The sequence below is a fragment of the Nocardia seriolae NBRC 15557 genome, assembly GCF_007990715.1.
In the GTDB taxonomy this organism is placed as follows: Bacteria; Actinomycetota; Actinomycetes; order Mycobacteriales; family Mycobacteriaceae; genus Nocardia; species Nocardia seriolae.
In genome coordinates this window covers 1-16,473 of sequence record NZ_BJWY01000008.1, presented here as the reverse complement: position 1 = coordinate 16,473, position 16,473 = coordinate 1, and the positions used below count along the sequence as shown (strand labels likewise).

Sequence of the window (16,473 nt, the reverse complement as noted above, 5' to 3'; positions counted from 1 at the left end):
GTTACTTCAGGCGGAGGCTGCCGAAGAGGCCTTCCTTCTCTTCATTGGGGCCCGCGGTGAAGTACAGGGCGTCGGCGTCGCCGAGGGATTCACCGTTGCCGAACATCAGGCCCCACAGGCCCTCGATCTCGGCGGGCTTTCCGTCGGCGTCACGCAGGTAGTCGACGAACTTGCCGGACTGGTCGTCCAGGGCCAGGATGCGGCCCGTGCCACCGAAGTTGCCGATCAGCAGCTTGCCCGAGAGCGGGCCGAAGCCCTGCGGGGCCACGGTCACGGCCCAGGGCGCGTTGAGGCGGCCGTCGGCGTCGAGGGTGCGGACCAGCTTGCCGTTCTTGTCGAACTCGGCGATCTGCCCCTTCTTGGCCTTGTAACCCGCGTCCTTCTCCTTGTCTTTGTCCAGCGAGTCCTCTTCACCCTTCTTCAACTGGGTGGGGTCGCCGTCCTTGGGCTGAGTCATTGCGTAGGCGACGAACACGCGGTCGCCGATGGTGGCGACGTTCCACGGAGCCGGGTCGCCGATCTTGAGCTTCTTGCCCTTGGACGCGTCGGCCGGGTCGATGGCGTCACCGGTGGCGAAGGGGTTGGCGAAACCGGTGGTGGGCACCAGCTTCCAATCCTTGTCGAAGGTGCGGATCTGCGGGTCCTTGCCGAAGTCGGCGGCCAGCAGCTTGGTGCCCGACGGATCCAGGGCGATGCCCTTGAAGCCCATACCCTGTGCGGTGCCGTCGAATTCGACGATGGCCGGGCCGTCGTGGCGCACGATCGCGCCGCCCGCGCCCTGCTCGGTCCAGCCCGAGATTTTGCCGGAGTCGGTGGCGAAGATGAAGCGCGCCGAGCCGGTGAGCTTCTCGTCCTTGCCGTCGTAGCTGACCGGCTGATCCTTCACCGCGAAGATGTCGGAGGCCAGCGGGGCCGGGTTGAACACCACACCGGTGGTCTTGCCCTCGGAGTCGTCGCCGTCGTCGTCCGGAATGGAGTCCGCGCCGGGAATGGTGACCAGCTTCAGCGGATCCTGGAACATCTTCTGGTACTTGGCATCCGGCGACTTGGTCACGTCCCCGACGAACTGGAACGAGAACCCGCCCGCACCGACCCAGAAGTGCCCGCCCGCACCCTTGGGCCGATCCGCGATACCCCAGGCGTTGATGAACCGGGGATCGGTGAACTGCGCCTTGTCCGACTCCTTGTTGGAGGCGATATTGACCTGGGCGTAATGGTTGCCGTCGAGCGCCTTCACGTCGTCACTGTTCGACTTCGTATTGCCGCATGCCGCCGCCATCACCAGCGCGGCCCCCAGCGCCGAGACGCGCAGCAGGGTCTTGCGCACCGGCGGAATGCCGCTCGAGCGTCCGTTCATCTTCAGGTCCTTCTTCCAACAAAACGCCCAGGTGCGGCGTTAGGTGATGCTAACCATAGCTGCAAGAAGGAGCAGAGTGTTAGGGGACCCTCATTTCCAATCGGAAGGGAATTCGGACCAGGTTCTCCGGGGTTGCCCAGATGTCAGTTCTTTCCGGCCCGACCGAAAGGACCCCCCATGGCGAAGATGACCGCCGAAGAACGCGAAAAGTTCCTGGCCGAACTCCACGTCGGCGTGATCGCCGTAGAACGCCCGAACCGCGCACCCCTCGCAGTGCCGATCTGGTACGCCTACGAGCCCGGCGGCGAGATCCACATCTGGACCGAAACCGGCTCGGCGAAGGGGAAGGAGATCCGCGCCGCGGGCCGATTCTCCTTGACGGCCCAAGTGGAGCACCCACCGTACAAATACGTCACCGCGGAAGGCCCGGTCACCGCCATCGAGCCCCTCACCCCCGAAACAGCCCTCCCAATCGCCACCCGCTACCTGGGCGAAGCCGAGGGCACCGCCTTCACCACCCAAAACCTCTCCCCCACATCAGTTCTCATCCGCATGCGCCCCGACCGCTGGCTGAGCACGGACTATTCGAAGGAGTGAGCCCGCCAGCGCGTGGAACAATCCGGACCTGTGGAACTGACCCGGATCAGCGATCGACTCTTGGCCACATCGGTGATCGGGCTCGGGCGGCTCGCCGCCGTATCCCACAACGGCTCGATTCCCGTGACAGGCACGCTGGTTCTCGAAACCAACCGCGGATTCATAACGCTGTCCTATACACAGCAAGGTCTTTCAGTCCGTGGCCCGGAGCAGCGAAGCGAGATTCGCTGGACAACCGAGCCCGACCTGACGATGGATCACCAAGCCGCCGCCGAGGAGTGGCTCGAGCTGATCGCAATCGAGGACCGGCCCCACACCACCACCTTGCCGCTGGCCGTCGACACAGTGACCGGCTGGTTCGGCCTCGGCCCATGGGTCGACACGTTCGCCATCCTGCTGACTGGCGGAGATCGAACCCTGGTCTTGACGACCACCGACGAGTTCGACCTCACCACCTCGACCCCCGAGCACGCGAGGCAACGCGCCAAACTGGCGGCCGCCAACATGAACCTGCGCTTCACCGAACAAGTGCAGAGTCTGTGACAAAGCGGAAGAACGGCCGGTCGCACTACACCGGAGAGCGCGGTACTTTGCGGCTTACAAGGCTGTTCGGACTGACCAGACCGTGAACGGGCGGCATCAACAGCCTGCAGAACGCCTATTTTGCCGCTCCCCGAATCCCGAACCAGCCAGCACGCGGCTGGCCAAAGATCAACGGGCCCAGCCGATCGTGTAGTCGGTGGTCTTCGTGGCATGCTTTCGAACAGTCTGCGGCCGCATATGTGCTGGTAGCGTGAGCGCACGAATCCCAGTGTGTCCAAGGGATTGACAAGTCGTGGCAGCTTAGGTGAAAGTAACTGCAGCGCTACAGCTGTGTCCATCCCTGCTGTGTGTCTGCCACCGTTCGGTTGGTATCTCGCAATCCTCGCTCTTGCCCGAGCTGAGCCCACCCCTACAGAGATCAGGCGGCTTGCTGTTGCCCATGGAGAGGGGATGTGATCGCTGCGGCTGTTTGAAGCATGTGGATCAGCTGAGTGACCGATAGGGGCTGGAGTTCTGCCCAAGCTGAGCGCTCGATCCCAATCCATCGAAAACCGCCACCGCCTCGCGCGTGGCGGTTTTTTCATGCGCGAGGTGAGTTGTGCCCGAAATCTTCAGACCACCCAGCCAGTGGAGACCCGGCCCAGTCGCACTCCAGAACACACCGACTGATCACGCCGACCCTCAGAGGGAGGGCCAGGTCTTCAACTTCAGTGTCCGCAGCGCTGCCGACGCAGCTGCCAAGCTCCGGCGTATTCATGCAGTGCAAGACATGACTGAGCAGATCGCCGCCGAAACCAATTATGTCCCTCCGACTTTCCCCACACCTACCGGAGAAGATCGACCAGAAGACCAACCCCGCTCCGGCCGACCTCGCACCCGCAGCACCCCAGCCCGAGCCGCAACCGCAGCAGCCAGCGTCGGTCCCAGACCAAAAACCCTCCGGCACCGGCGATCCCGCCACCACGCTGCCACAGCTCGGCCTCGGTGCCCCAGGACAAACCGCGCCGCCGGCCCAGGGCGGTGTCGAGGACGTGACCGCGGTCCTGGCTGGCGGCACACCCGTGCCGGGCCAGACCGTCACCCTGCCCAGCGGCAACACCACCGTCACCACCGGGGCCGACAACTCGACCATCATCGGCACCACCGATCCAACCACCGGTCACAACAAGACCAACGTCTACGACAGCAACGGTCTGCTGATCGCGACCGCCGAATCCGACATCGTCCTCGGCACCGGCGGCCTGAGCCGCGACACCACCATCACCAGCATCGGCGGCACCATCACCCAGGTCCGCTCCGTCGACGACGGCCACGGACACATCACCTCCTGGACCGCCAACCCCGACGGCTCCCACTCCGTGCGCTATGCCGACGGCACCGTCATCAAAGAACACGCCCCCGGCTCCAGCACCCCCGACGAAGTGGTGCACCTCGACCCCGACGGACTCGGCGGGCACGTCACCGAGTACAACCGCGACGGCACCACCACCCAAGCCGACTTCCGCCCCGGCGTCCTCGGCGCACCGGTCACCCTCGTCACCAACCCCGACGGCAGCCAGATTCAGGTCGTCACCGTGCCCGGACACACCAACGGCGTGCCCTACAGCATCCTCACCAGCCCCGACCACACCCGCATGGTCTATCAGCCTGACGGCACCACGATCCCGATCGACCGCTACAACGACATGATCGGCGGCCCGAACTACGGCAACCAGTTCGACCCCCTCACCGGCACCTGGCGTACCGACCCCGTCACCGCCCGCGGGCCCATGGTCACCGGCCCCGACGGCACCAGCACCCAGCAATGGACCTACCGCAACCGCAAGGGCGAAGAACTCACCGCCACGGCCACTTTCAGCGCAGACGGGAATTTGTCCTCCCTGCGGAGTGGCGACTACACCGGCTTCGACACCACCGACTTCCGCACTGTCGACAGCATCACCGTGCCCGTGTCGACGGGCCACGCCGACGCCGGAAACGTCACAGACGACTCACGGCTGTACTGGGACGCCATCCTCACCGTCAGCGGCCTACCCGAACTCGGCTACCGAGCCGGCGTCATGATCGGCACCCGCCTCATCGCCCGCGAACTCGCCGCGAAAGGCGTCTCCGAAACCGGAATCCAACTCGCCACCAGCCAACTCATAACACGAGGCGGAACGAGTTTCACTGGTATCGCCGGGGCTGCCAGCGAATTCGGTGGCACAACATCCCCATTCGGCACAGGCGCGAGCTCAGGATGGTGGCAGTTTGCAACGAGGTACCGGAACACATCATCGGCGCCGATAAGCGATGCGATCTCCACCGCGTCAGCCGGTATCCGAGACGCAGCGACAACAGCCCGGAGCAAAATCGAAGTAATGACCAGCTCGTCCGCGCAAATCGCGCGGGCTATAACTGCAGGCATTCATGACACAGCGTATGCACTGGGTAGTCAGATCAAAGCATATGCACAACTCGGACTCAATCAGGCACAGAGAATATTCGCGAGCAAGAACAGCGCAGCAGCGGAGAGCATGGCGACGGGTGGAGATGCTCAGATAATCGCCGATGCGAAAGCATGGATTGCTGAACGCCCCGGAAAATTTGACCTGAGTTATTCAACGCCGGATTTGAATGAAATTCTCAAAGAAGGCCGACGCTTGGGTCTGAATGATCGAGAAGTGCACGACTTGATCACCACAGGTTCGAGAAAACTCAAGCCTATAAGTGCAACCGAGTTAAAGGAACAGATGGCAAACTGGGTGAATGTTGTCAAGCCTCGCGGATATCCATACCGATTCGACAGTGCGCAAGAGTTCCATCAGTTCGGCAATGACCTCAAGGCAGCGCTGGAGGGCCGCGGGCTGCCAGCGGATGATGTAGTCATTCAAGGATCCGCACTCCGCAAGCCGGCGGCCGCCGACGTCGACATAGCCACATTGGTCGACAGAGACAAGTTCGATAGCATCCTCATCGCGAGATACGACGGAAGGATCGCTACCAGACCCAGCGGCGACGCGCCCGGCGAACGAATCTCGCTCGCCGGGCTCACGCATGAGCAACTAGTCGATCTCGGCAAGAGGATTACAAGCAACGAGGACGCCTATACTGCCCAGGCAAAAACCTTCGGAAACGCAATAACAAATGGAACTATCAGCTCGAAGCTGGACATCTTGAAACCACTCAAGGATGCGCGAAAGTCGATCAGTTCGAATTATCCAGGGCAGAATGTCGAATCTATCTCGATCCAGTTGCGCGATGGCGCCTTCGACACGCAACCGAACCTTCAATTAAGATGAGGAGAAAAAAATGATTTCCTTCAGCGGCGATATCAAGATGACGGACAGCCGACTTGTTAGAAGCGCTTTTGAAGAATGGCTGGACACTAACAGGATTAGCGTCAAGGAGCGCATGTCTGGATTTGAATTGACTTACGAGGATGAAGACACCTACGTCTTCTGCTACGAAGCGACCGTCCCGGCTGGAGTCAATCCTTTCTTCCTGTTCGAGGGTTCGATCAAAGGTAAAGAGTCGGATTCGATTAACAAATTGAAGGAGCTTGTTCGGGTCTGCGCAGGAAAAGGTCTCGAGTGCATCATCGACTACACGCCGGTTGATGATGAGGGTGATCCGATAGGAGAAGAAGTGACTATCACCATAATGGACGCCTCTGCGTAAGCGTGTAAGAGGAACCGAAGGCCGGTCGCCGTTTGGCCCCTGATCCTGCCATGGGCGTCAGCGGGCCACTTGGTACAGCGGGGGCCGGAAGTTGTCTGGGCGTTGCTTCGCGAGTAGCGCCCGCAATGCGGCGGTGGTGGATGGGTCTATGGCTTGGAGCATTTCGGCGACTCGTCGTAGCGTGAGCGCGTCGATGCCACGACCTTGCGCTCGATCTGCGTATTGGTCGATGGTGCTGAGTGATTCCAGGGTGGGCATGCGGACTTCGGCGCGTTCGCCTGCGGCCCTGTGTCGTTCGACGTCGAGTTCGCTGCGACCACCACGGCGATCCCGCAGCGTCTGTTCGGCTTGGTCCAGACTGTTGGTCGACGAAAGCGGTACGGCCAGTGATGAATTCATCAGACCCTGGGCGTTCACCTCGTATACCCGAGTCGAGGCGTCGGTGAGATTCACAATTGCGTCACGCTGAGTCTCTACGACACCGCGCCAGCCGAGGGCTGCCGCAGCGAGAAGGGCTGTGGCCTCCGATGGATGCCAGGACCAGACGGCTTCGAATGGCATGGCATCAGCCGACGTGAGGTTGGCAACCTGGCGGCCGCCGAGGGTGTCGATTCGAGCGTGAACCTCGGTGGACGACAGCGCGCCGTCGAGACCCGGCCCGGCGATCAGGACACGGGTCGGAATTCCGGATCGCACGGCGGCCGCCAGGGCCAGTGAGTCGGCCAGCGGGCTGCGGAGGCCGCTCTCGTGTCCTTCGGCGACGATATCGCCTCCAACGTCGACCACAATCAGCTCGTCAGCGTCGAATGCCGCTGCCGCACAGCGCATCAGATCCGCCATCCCCTTCGCGCCGCCCGCGGCCTCGAGCAACAGCAGCGGCTGCGCTACGCAATCCGACAGCCGAGGCAACGTGGAAGTACCGTGCCGCAACGCGGCAGTTCGACGGACCTCGGCGACTCCCCCGCGATCAACGAGTCCAACGAAATCCGTGCGAATCCGAGGGCCGGGCGTGGGGTCGATCATGAATCGGTCCCACGAGTAACTCATGATTGCCGCAATCCCCAGCTCCGGCATGGCGGATGCGATCATGGCAGCGGTGACAGCGTCACCCCCACCACCGGCAGCTATCGCTATCGCAGTGCGCATAACTCCCCTGACGCCTGTTCCGCAGTCCGTATAGTGGCTAGTGGCATATGGTAGTTGACGGAGGTGTCGGGTTGCCCGAGATCCAAGAGGTGCTGCCGAAGTACAAGCAGATCTTCGGCTATCTGAAGGACCAGATCATTCGAGGCGATCTGCCTCCCGGTGCGGAGGTGCCTTCCGAGCGGGAACTGGCTGCCGCATGGAGCGTTGCCCGACCGACCGCGGCGAAAGCACTGCAAGCACTACGTCAAGACGGTCTCGTCGAATCACGGCAGGGCGCAGGAACATTCGTACGTGAGCCGCATGCCGCGCCGCGGGCGCGCGAGCGCCTCGCGCGCGCCGCCGCACTGGGAACCGCGTATTCCGACTCGGAAAGCGTGGAGTTCCCATTCGTCGGCATCGTCGACGGCCCTGATTACGTGACGGAAGCCCTCGGCCTCCTCGCCGGCAGTCCGGTGATCCAGCGTCAGCGGATCATCACCAGCGAGATCAGCGGCCTCGTCGAACTGTCGACATCATGGTTCCCCGCAACTCTGGCCGATGCCGCGCCGAGGCTGCTACTTGCCGAACGCGTCGGCGGCGGCACACTCGGCTACCTCGCGAAAGCTGCTGGAATCCGCGCCACATCGGCCCGCGATCGCGGATGCTCCCGGTTCGCGACCGAGCACGAGCGTGCCGCGCTGGATCTGCCGACCCCCTCCCCGGTACTGGTGTACTGGCTGGTTGCATACGACTCCGCCGACACCGCAATCCAATTCGACGAAGCTGTCTATCCGCCCGAGCGGTGGGCCTTCAAGCAGGAATACCCCGTGGACGTCTAACCAGCGACGATCGCCAACCCAGATATTCTCCGATTCTTCGAGTGGTCTATGCCACTTTGAGCTACAGTGGCATAGACCACTTAGCGATGAAGTCGGCGAGTGACTACGAGGTGCGGCGATGGCATTGTCCGAACCGGAAGCGAAAGTTCTTGGTGCCCTGTTCTATTCGAACGGGATGCAGGTCCTCACGGTCCAGCGGATCCGACTGACTACCCGGCTGAGCGAAGGGTCGGTCCGCCGCGCGCTGCTACGCCTGGCTCGCACCGGCTTGGCACTGAGCACGCAGCAACGCCCAGCCAACTGGCGACCGACCGAGCGCGGCCGGTTGGTGATCAACAAGCCCCCTTACATCGAATACGTACGGATGCCGTAAGGCCTTCCGGCGTGCCCGATCGCTGGAGATGAGGATGACCATCCATACGTCGCCCCCGGCGACCCTCCTGAACAGGATCCTTGGGATTCAATCCGCCAGCATCCGGCCTGGCATGCGAAACCGCCTGTGCATGCGGTGTTTTCGGGACGGGACATCGACGCTCTTCCGGACGCCCACGACAACGATGCCTGCCGAGCCGCTGGCGGCGAATTTCGGCGGTATCTGCTCGAACTACGCAGCCAGCGACTCAGGGAGAGCGAAGCAGGCAACGGATCGACGGCTACGGGCTGACGACGTGAGCAGTCGGCAACGTCCGCAGCAGCGGCCGGGTGCGCGTTGCGCACCCGGCCGTTGGGCTTTGTTGGTCAGAGGCGGAATTCGGCTCGGACCTGGTCTTCGGTCAGGCCGTAGTCGGAAAGCGAGTACCGGTGAGTCGGTTTGCGATCTCCGGACTTGCTCTCCTCGTCGAGGGTGGTCATGGCCTCGCGCGCCGAGTCGGTGTAGTCGAGGCCGAAGGTGGTGTAGATCTTCTCGATCGTGGCGAACGGATCGGCCCGCAGTTCGTCGAATTCGATGTCCAGGAACTGGTCCGGGTTGTAGCGGGCGCGGGCGGCGGTGAATTCGCGTAGGCCGCGGGACCAGAGCTCGAGCTGGGAGAAGCCGATCTTGTCGCCTACGAAGGTGGTGGACCAGCCCTGGGTGGTGGCCTCGGAGAGGCTGCACGAGGAGCCCACGATGGTGACCGGGTCACGGTGGGTCTGGATGATCAGCGCGTCCGGGTAGACCGCCATCAGCGCGTCGAGGGCGAAGAGGTGGCTGGGGTTTTTGAGGATCCAGCGGCGCTCATCGCCCAGGCCGATCAGTTGGAGGTTCTTCTTGTGCCGCGCGTAGGCGTCGGTCCAGTCCTGTTTGCGCAGCCACTCCGAATAGGTGGGCAGGTAGGCCAGCGATTCGTAGGAGATGGATTTCACCGTCTGGCGCAGGAGTTGCCAGCATTCCTCGGGCTCGGCGGCGGTCATGTAGTGCAGGCCCATGTATTCCGGGTTTTCGATCCGGTGCTGGGCGAAGCCCTGGTCGACGGCCTGGTAGACGGGGTTGTCAGCCTAGGTGTCGCGCGGGGGGCGGGGCTGGGGGAAGTCGGCGAGCCACATTTCCAGGGCCTGGTGCTGCGGGTCGGCGGCGAGGAGGCGGTGGAGGGCGGTGGTGCCGGTGCGGGGTAGGCCGGTTACGAAAATCGGTCTGGTGATCTGGGTTTCGGTGTGGGTCGGGTGCGCTGCCCAGGAGGCCTCGCTCAGGGCGCGGGCGACCAGCGCGCCGCGGAGGAAGAAGCGGCTCATTTTGGAGCCGAGTTCGGTGAGGCCGGCGTCGCGCTGGTAGGAGTCCAGTAGGACGCCGAGTGCCTCGAGGTAGTCGTCGGAGCCGAAATCGGTGAGGCCGCAGACTTTCGACGCCGAGTGGTGCAGGTCTTCGACGGTGCCGACGTTGGTACGTCCGGTCAGGGTGGGTGAAACTCCTTGCTCAGACGTGGTATTCGCCGCAGTTGACGTCGATGGTCTGCCCGGTGATGGCATTGGCCCACGGTGACATCAGGAAGACGATGGTCTGGGCGATCTCGTCGGGTAGCGGCAGCCGCTTCAGGTCGGATTTGGAGGCGGTCTGCTGGTAGACCTGTTCCTCGGTGATGCCGTACTTCTTGGCGATCTCGCCGAAGTACCACTTGAGCTGGTCGGTCCAGATGTAGCCGGGGAGCACGCTGTTGACGCGAATCCCCTTCTCCCCCAGCTCGGTCGCCAGCGTCTGGGACATGGCGAGCAAGGCCGCCTTGGCGATCTTGTAGCTGCCGTAGCGGGGTTCGGAGTGGCGCAGCACCATGGAGTTGACCGTGACGACCGAGCCCTTGGTCTCGGCGAGCGCGTCGGTGAACGCCTGGGTCATGCGCAGATTGCCGAGCACGGTGAGGTCCACGCTCTCGCGGATCTGCTCGAAGTCGGTGCGCGCCAACGGCTTCATGGACGGGACCTTGAACGCGTTGTTCACGAGTGCATCCACCCGGCCGAAGGTCTCGACGGTGCGCTTCGCCAGGTTGGCGACGGTGGCGTCATCGGTGATATCGGTTGCCACGCACAGCGTTTTCGCGCCCCCCTCGGCCGCGATCTCCTCGGCAACTTCTTTGAGGCGGGATTCCGTGCGCGCCGCCAACACGACATTCGCCCCAGCCGCGGCGGCCTCGAGTGCGATCGAACGACCCAGGCCCGGCCCGATGCCGCTGACAACCACGACCTTGCCCGCCAGCAGACCCGTCCGGAGCCGGTTGGGGGTTTCAGGGGCTTGCCCCTGAGAGTTACCAGAGTTGTCGATACTCATCCGAGCATCCTTTCCGCGAAGGCGCGCTGGCGGGCGGCGATTCGCTCGCGCCATCCGGCCTCGTCGATTCGATTGTGTTCGTAGTTGGGCAGGCGTTCAGCCACTTTGTCGAAAGGCACCAGTTCGATGGTCGGGCCGTCCGCGGGGGTGATCTCCCGGCCCACGCGCTGCCAGCGGAACTGGAGGATGCCCAGCTTGCGCCCGGTGGTCTCGATCCAGTTGGTGACGCCCGGGTTTCGCGCCGACACGACCATGCGGATCATGCCGTCCGGATCCACCTGCGCCTGCCGATGATTCAGCGAGGTCTGGTGGTTGACGTAATCGAGGGAGATGTACCAGCGGCTACCCAGCTGGAAACCCTGATACGGCGCATCGGATTTCGGCACGGTGATGATCAGCGCCTGATCGTCGTCGAGCTCGAAATGCCCGACCGACGAGTACTGGGTGCTCAATCCGCCCGGGGTGAGCCGGGGTTCGGTCAGCGTGTTGACCGGCAGGTTCAGGTAGAACCACTTGGGGAAGTTGAACCACGTGTGCACCCGGGTCAGCAGCATCCGCCCGGCCGCCCGGTAGCGCTTGCGCAGCTGCTCGGTCCCGGCCTCGACCGGCGGCGTGCCGATGGTGTCCACCCGCTCGATGCGAATGCTGCCCTTGCGCTCGGCATTCCAGTCGCCGTACACCTCGCGCACGGCCAGCATCGACGCGCCCTCGCCGAGCACGAAGTAGTTCGGCCCCGGGTTCTCCTTGGGCGGCCCGACGGCAGCTGGTAGCTGCCGTCGGCATTGATCTCGAGCCGCCGGTCGTCGAACGCGTCGTCACCGTTCGGGACATCGGTGGCGGTGTAATCGCCCTTGAGCACCTGGAAACTCAGGTCCACGGTGCTGCCGCGCACGCCGGTGAGCAGGTATTCCGCGCCCGGCTCGATGGTGGCGTGGTAGTAGAGCGTGTCCGGATTGTCCAGGCCCATCTTGGTGTACGGGCCGGTGGAGGACACGAAGTACGGGTGCGAGGTGCCGTGCGCCCGCGACAGCTGCAACACCGCGGCAATGCTGCCCTGCAGATAGTCGTAACCTTCGGCGAGGTCGTGCGGGTCGCGGATGAAATCCGCTGCGGCGATGAGCTTCTCGGCCTCGGTCACCGCCGCGATGAACGGGTCGGTGAGCGGCAGCTCAGCCTTCTCGATGTCGGTCATCAGATATCCGTTGTTCCTAGGGTTTCTCGAATTCGACGGGCGATCTCGGACGGCGTCCCGTCCGAGGGGGTGATGGTCAGGTCGGCGAATTCCGGCCGCTCGTAGGGCGAGCTGATGCCGGTGAATTCGCGCAGCTCCCCGGCGCGAGCCTTGCGGTACAGGCCCTTCGGGTCGCGCAGCTCGCACTCCTCGAGGGGGGTGTCGACGAAGATCTCGCGGAACCGCAGGTTCCTGGTGTCGTGCAGCTTTCGCGCTTCACGCCGCTCGGCACGGAACGGGCTGATGAGCGAGACGATGGCGACCACGCCCGCGTCCGCGAACAGCGCCGCCACCTCGGAGACGCGACGGATGTTCTCGCGCCGGTCCTCGTCGGTGAAGCCCAGGTTCTTGTTCAGCCCGTGGCGCAGATTGTCGCCGTCGAGCAGGTAGGCGGGCTGCCCGGATTCGATCAGCTGCCGCTCCAATTCCACTGCGATGGTGGACTTTCCGGACCCGGACAGCCCGGTCAGCCAGACGGTCGCGCCGGTGCTGAGCCGCTGCCCGCGCTCCACGGCGGAGCTGTGCCACACCACATTCGACGCCTTGTGCTCGACTCGCGGTGCGCCCGTGGAGCGTCCGGTGATCATGCCCGCGGCCACCGTCTGATTGGTGGCCTCGTCGATGAGGATGAAGCTGCCCGTGGCGCGGTTCTCCCGGTACGGGTCGAACAGCAGCGCCTGGCGGCTCTTCAGCGTCACGCGTCCGATGTCGTTGAGCCCCAGGCAATCCGCGTCGGACTGCCGGTGCAGGGTGTTCACGTCGAGCCGGTAGTCCAGCTCGCTCACCTCGACCTTGGAGGTCTGGGTGGCGGTGCGGATGGAATAGGAGTTCCCGGCGCGCAGTTCGGTGTCGTCGGAGAACCAGCACACCATGGCGTCGAGTTCACGATCGGTGTGCGGCTGGTTGCCGGGGCGAGCGAGCATATCGCCACGGCCGATATCGATTTCGTCGTCGAGGGTGAGCGAGACGGCCATGCCGGTGAACGCCTCGTCCACCTTGCCGCCGCCCGGGGCCCAGATCTGATTCACCCGGCTGGTGCGGCCCGAGGGCAGCACCACGACCTCGTCGCCCGGCTTGAAGATGCCGCCCGCCACCGTGCCCGCGTAGCTGCGCTGGTTCTCGCCGTGCGGGCGGATGACGTACTGCACGGGCAGCCGGTTGTCGATGAGATTGCGGTCGGAGGCCACGTGCACCTCTTCGAGGTGGCGCAGCAGCGGCGGGCCCGGATACCAGTCGGCGGTGTGCGCCGAGGGGTCCACCACATTGTCGCCGTGCAGCGCCGAGACCGGGATGAAGCTGAGGTCGCCGACATCGAGCTTGGTGGCGAAATCCGCGAATTCCGAGCGGATTTCCTCGAACCGCTGCTCAGACCAGTCGACCAGGTCCATCTTGTTCACGCACAACACCAGGTGCCCGACGCCCAGCAGCGAGGACAGGAAGGCGTGGCGGCGGGTCTGCTCGGACACACCCTTGCGGGCATCGACCAGGATGAGCGCCAGGTCCGCGGTGGACGCGCCGGTCACCATGTTCCGGGTGTACTGCACATGCCCCGGGGTGTCGGCGATGATGAATTTCCGTCGCGGCGTGGTGAAGTACCGGTAGGCGACATCGATGGTGATGCCCTGCTCCCGCTCGGCCCGCAGGCCGTCGGTCACCAGCGACAGGTCCGGGCCATCGCCGCCGCGCGAAAGACTCGCGCGCTCGATGGCGTCGAGCTGATCGCTGAACAGGCTCTTGGAATCGAACAGCAGCCGCCCGATCAGCGTCGACTTGCCGTCGTCGACACTGCCGGCGGTGGCGAGCCGTAAGAGGTTGCGGCGCATCAGAAGTAACCCTCTCGCTTGCGATCTTCCATGCCGGACTCGGAGATTCGGTCGTCGGCGCGGGTGGCGCCGCGCTCGGTGAGGCGGGTGACCGCGGTCTCGGCGATCACCTCGGACGGGTTGGCGGCCGCGGATTCCACGCAGCCGGTGCAGTCGGCGTCGCCGAGGGTGCGGAAGCGCACGGTGGCCTCGAACTTCCGCTCCTCCGCGCCGAAGCTCAGGAACCTGTTGTCCGCCAGCAGCATTCCGTCGCGCTCGACGACGGTGCGGCGGTGCGCGTAGTACAGAGGCGGCAGCTCCACCTCGGCCTGGTCGATGTACTCCCAGATGTCGAGTTCGGTCCAGTTGGACAGCGGGAACACCCGGATGTGCTCGCCCTTGGCGTGGCGGCCGTTGTAGAGGTTCCACACCTCCGGCCGCTGCGCCCGCGGATCCCACGCGCCGTACTCGTCGCGGAAGCTGAAGACCCGCTCCTTGGCGCGCGCCTTCTCCTCATCGCGGCGCGCCCCGCCGAACACCGCGTCGAAGCGGTGCTCGCGGATGGTGCGCAGCAGGGTGGTGGTCTGCAACCGGTTTCGGGTCTCGCCCGCCCGCTCGGTCACCCGGCCCGCGTCGATATCGTCCTGCACGCTGCCGACCAGCAGCTGCGCGCCCAGCCGCGCCACGGTCCGATCCCGGAAGTCGATGACCTCGTCGAAATTGCGCCCGGTATCGATGTGCAGCAACGGGAACGGCAGCGGCGCGGGCCAGAACGCCCGCCGCGCCAGCTCCAGCATGACCGCCGAATCCTTACCACCGGAGAACAGCAGCACCGGCCGCTCGAAGGTGGCCGCCACCTCCCGGATGATGTGCACCGATTCCGCCTCCAAGGCGTTCAGGTGCGACAGCTCATATCCCGCGCGCATCTCTTCTCAACCCGTCCGTCGCGTCGATCCGTTCCGCACCCGAGACTTGCGGTGTCGAATATTCGCCGCTATTGTTCGATAATGTGACACCGACGATAGGTCGGTACCCGGGTGACCGTCAATACCTGTGCGCCGACCGATACGATCGGGCGCGACCCTCCCGCGCCGCCGGGACCGACACCAGCAGGGATCGAGTTGCCTGAATCCACCACCGCCCCAGTCGCTTCCGAACCGGGTACGGCGGCCGAACCAGCTCCAGCCCCCGCCTCGCCGCCCACCCATCGCGTGGTCGCGGCCGTCGAACTGCTCTCCCGCCACCCCGGCGAGCGGCTCTCCCTGGCGCGCATCGTCCGCGCCACCGGCATGTCCCGCGCCACCGCGCATGCGGTCCTGACCCAGCTCACCACGGACGGCTGGACCGTGCGCGACGGCGACGGAAACTACAGTCTCGGACTGGGTTTGCTGACCGTCGCTCGTCGCGCCGACACCGCTTTCCCGCTGCGCCGCCTGGCCCGCGAGCCCATGGAATCCCTCGCCGGCACACAGCGCGTCCCGGTATTTCTCGCCGAATTGGAGCATTCGGGAGGTCCACTGCCCGCCACCTCCGCAAAGCCCGCGAGTGGCCACGCCGGGATCGACGCCATCGTCATCACCGAGGTCATCGGCACCCCCTCGGTCCCCTGGATCCGCCCCGCCCGCCGCATGCCCTTCGCCCCGCCGGTGTGCCGCGAATTCATCGCCTGGGCACCGGAATCCGAGCGCGCCGCCTGGCTGGCCGCCGCCGACCCCCTGCACCGCCCCCGCCTCACCGCGGTCCTCGACGCCATCCGCGACCGCGGCTACTCCGTCGAACGCCTCGCCGACGAATCAGCGCCCATGCTCGAGGCCCTGGCGGGCCTGCGCCGCTCCCCCGTCACCGACCCGCTGCGCCACCGCCTCTCGGCAATGATCGCCGACCTCATCACCATCGACTACCTCCCCGACGAACTGACCGACCACAACGCCGTCGTCTCCATCGCCGCCCCCATCTTCTCCCCCGAGGGCTCGGTCATCGCCTCCATCGTCACCTGCCCCGACACCAACCTCTCCGCCTCCGGCCTCCGCGACCTGGCCACCGCCACCATCACCGCCGCCACCGCGGTAACCGCCACCCTGCGCGGCTGACCCGCCCATCCCCGGCAAGCCTTCACCCATCCCCAGCGAGGCAGCCGCCACCTCCCGCACCGACCCCCGCCACATCCGCCACCACCAGCGGCGTCCAGGCGAAAGCACCAACGCGGGCAAGGTGAGAACCATCAGCCCGAGCATCGCCGCCCCGACGACCTCAGCCAGGATCTTCGGCACCACCACCCACCCGCCCACCTCAACGTTCCTGCCCCCACGCCGAGTCGACCGCATCCCCGGAAGGTCGATGCGCCCAGGCTATCTCAGCTTTGAAACGCGCCGATCTGCCGGTTTCAGCATCCTTCGAATGGCACTACCCCGATGAGCCGTCGCAGTGTCCGCCGCACCGATGACCGAGCAGTCGATGTGGCGAACCCTTACTTGAAGGGGCCCGGCAATGGACCGAAGGCCCCGTTGCCCCTAGCGACTTCACAGACCTGCCATCGGCCGTGCTGCTCGGTGACGAAGGCGATATCCAGATCCGTTAGTACT

12 protein-coding genes and 2 pseudogenes are annotated in these 16,473 nt (G+C 64.8%); 7 read left to right on the top strand and 7 right to left on the bottom strand.

Annotation, left to right across the window (positions count from 1 at the left end):
• Nucleotide 1: 1 nt before the first annotated feature.
• Entirely contained in the window at nucleotides 2–1,357 is a 1,356-nt protein-coding gene (locus NS2_RS04065) for a TIGR03118 family protein (RefSeq protein ID WP_033085846.1), read from the bottom strand.
• A gap of 177 nt (nucleotides 1,358–1,534) precedes the next feature.
• Between NS2_RS04065 and NS2_RS04060 the strand changes: the two genes are divergently transcribed.
• The 4 genes from NS2_RS04060 (at nucleotide 1,535) to NS2_RS04045 (ending at nucleotide 6,157) form a co-directional block, all read left to right on the top strand.
• Nucleotides 1,535–1,954: a pyridoxamine 5'-phosphate oxidase family protein gene (locus NS2_RS04060; RefSeq protein WP_172416790.1), complete on the top strand. Its 420-nt coding sequence runs from the start codon at nucleotides 1,535–1,537 to the stop codon at nucleotides 1,952–1,954.
• Between the two features lie 30 nt (nucleotides 1,955–1,984).
• The gene (locus NS2_RS04055) at nucleotides 1,985–2,497 is read left to right on the top strand and encodes a hypothetical protein (RefSeq protein WP_143161379.1); all 513 of its coding nucleotides are present in this window, start codon (nucleotides 1,985–1,987) and stop codon (nucleotides 2,495–2,497) included.
• Between the two features lie 800 nt (nucleotides 2,498–3,297).
• Nucleotides 3,298–5,778 carry a hypothetical protein gene (locus NS2_RS04050; RefSeq protein WP_096490478.1) on the top strand — a complete coding sequence of 827 codons (2,481 nt, stop codon included), beginning with the start codon at nucleotides 3,298–3,300 and terminating at the stop codon, nucleotides 5,776–5,778.
• Nucleotides 5,779–5,788: 10 nt separating this feature from the next.
• A complete protein-coding gene (locus NS2_RS04045; RefSeq protein WP_147207076.1) occupies nucleotides 5,789–6,157 on the top strand; it encodes a hypothetical protein in 369 nt (122 codons plus the stop codon).
• Nucleotides 6,158–6,214: 57 nt separating this feature from the next.
• Here NS2_RS04045 and NS2_RS04040 read toward each other — a convergent pair whose 3' ends face one another.
• The gene (locus tag NS2_RS04040) at nucleotides 6,215–7,303 is read right to left on the bottom strand and encodes a DUF1152 domain-containing protein (protein ID WP_081985649.1); all 1,089 of its coding nucleotides are present in this window, start codon (nucleotides 7,301–7,303) and stop codon (nucleotides 6,215–6,217) included.
• A 71-nt stretch (nucleotides 7,304–7,374) separates the two neighbouring features.
• Here NS2_RS04040 and NS2_RS04035 point away from each other — a divergent pair, with 71 nt between their 5' ends.
• Nucleotides 7,375–8,121 (top strand): GntR family transcriptional regulator, encoded by a 747-nt coding sequence (locus NS2_RS04035; protein WP_033085851.1) that lies wholly within the window; start codon nucleotides 7,375–7,377, stop codon nucleotides 8,119–8,121.
• Between the two features lie 118 nt (nucleotides 8,122–8,239).
• Nucleotides 8,240–8,494 (top strand): hypothetical protein, encoded by a 255-nt coding sequence (locus NS2_RS04030; protein ID WP_143161380.1) that lies wholly within the window; start codon nucleotides 8,240–8,242, stop codon nucleotides 8,492–8,494.
• Between the two features lie 365 nt (nucleotides 8,495–8,859).
• Here NS2_RS04030 and NS2_RS04025 read toward each other — a convergent pair.
• From NS2_RS04025 to cysD, 5 genes and pseudogenes are all read right to left on the bottom strand, one after another.
• Nucleotides 8,860–9,993, bottom strand: a pseudogene (locus tag NS2_RS04025) (sulfotransferase family protein).
• Nucleotides 9,994–10,012: 19 nt separating this feature from the next.
• On the bottom strand, nucleotides 10,013–10,858 hold the full coding sequence (locus NS2_RS04020; protein ID WP_082062709.1) for an SDR family oxidoreductase: 846 nt from the start codon (nucleotides 10,856–10,858) through the stop codon (nucleotides 10,013–10,015).
• Nucleotides 10,855–12,050: pseudogene (locus NS2_RS04015) on the bottom strand (hypothetical protein). Before NS2_RS04015 ends, NS2_RS04020 begins: the two are co-directional and overlap by 4 nt.
• Nucleotides 12,050–13,912, bottom strand: a complete 1,863-nt coding sequence (gene cysC / locus NS2_RS04010) for an adenylyl-sulfate kinase (RefSeq protein ID WP_036547749.1) — start codon at nucleotides 13,910–13,912, stop codon at nucleotides 12,050–12,052. Before cysC ends, NS2_RS04015 begins: the two are co-directional and overlap by 1 nt.
• Nucleotides 13,912–14,817: a sulfate adenylyltransferase subunit CysD gene (cysD, locus tag NS2_RS04005; RefSeq protein ID WP_036547746.1), complete on the bottom strand. Its 906-nt coding sequence runs from the start codon at nucleotides 14,815–14,817 to the stop codon at nucleotides 13,912–13,914. The genes cysC and cysD overlap by 1 nt, the downstream gene beginning before the upstream one ends.
• Before the next feature lie 285 nt (nucleotides 14,818–15,102).
• Here cysD and NS2_RS04000 point away from each other — a divergent pair, with 285 nt between their 5' ends.
• A complete protein-coding gene (locus NS2_RS04000) occupies nucleotides 15,103–15,981 on the top strand; it encodes a helix-turn-helix domain-containing protein (RefSeq protein ID WP_033091669.1) in 879 nt (292 codons plus the stop codon).
• Nucleotides 15,982–16,473 lie beyond the last annotated feature (492 nt).

Excerpts from the sequence above, each read along its gene's own strand:
- NS2_RS04065 (WP_033085846.1), bottom strand. The coding sequence starts at position 1,357 with ATGAACGGACGCTCGAGCGGCATTCCGCCGGTGCGCAAGACCCTGCTG.
- NS2_RS04060 (WP_172416790.1), top strand. The coding sequence starts at position 1,535 with ATGGCGAAGATGACCGCCGAAGAACGCGAAAAGTTCCTGGCCGAACTC.
- NS2_RS04050 (WP_096490478.1), top strand. The coding sequence starts at position 3,298 with ATGTCCCTCCGACTTTCCCCACACCTACCGGAGAAGATCGACCAGAAG.
- NS2_RS04045 (WP_147207076.1), top strand. The coding sequence starts at position 5,789 with ATGATTTCCTTCAGCGGCGATATCAAGATGACGGACAGCCGACTTGTT.
- NS2_RS04040 (WP_081985649.1), bottom strand. The coding sequence starts at position 7,303 with ATGCGCACTGCGATAGCGATAGCTGCCGGTGGTGGGGGTGACGCTGTC.
- NS2_RS04030 (WP_143161380.1), top strand. The coding sequence starts at position 8,240 with ATGGCATTGTCCGAACCGGAAGCGAAAGTTCTTGGTGCCCTGTTCTAT.
- NS2_RS04020 (WP_082062709.1), bottom strand. The coding sequence starts at position 10,858 with ATGAGTATCGACAACTCTGGTAACTCTCAGGGGCAAGCCCCTGAAACC.
- cysC (WP_036547749.1), bottom strand. The coding sequence starts at position 13,912 with ATGCGCCGCAACCTCTTACGGCTCGCCACCGCCGGCAGTGTCGACGAC.
- cysD (WP_036547746.1), bottom strand. The coding sequence starts at position 14,817 with ATGCGCGCGGGATATGAGCTGTCGCACCTGAACGCCTTGGAGGCGGAA.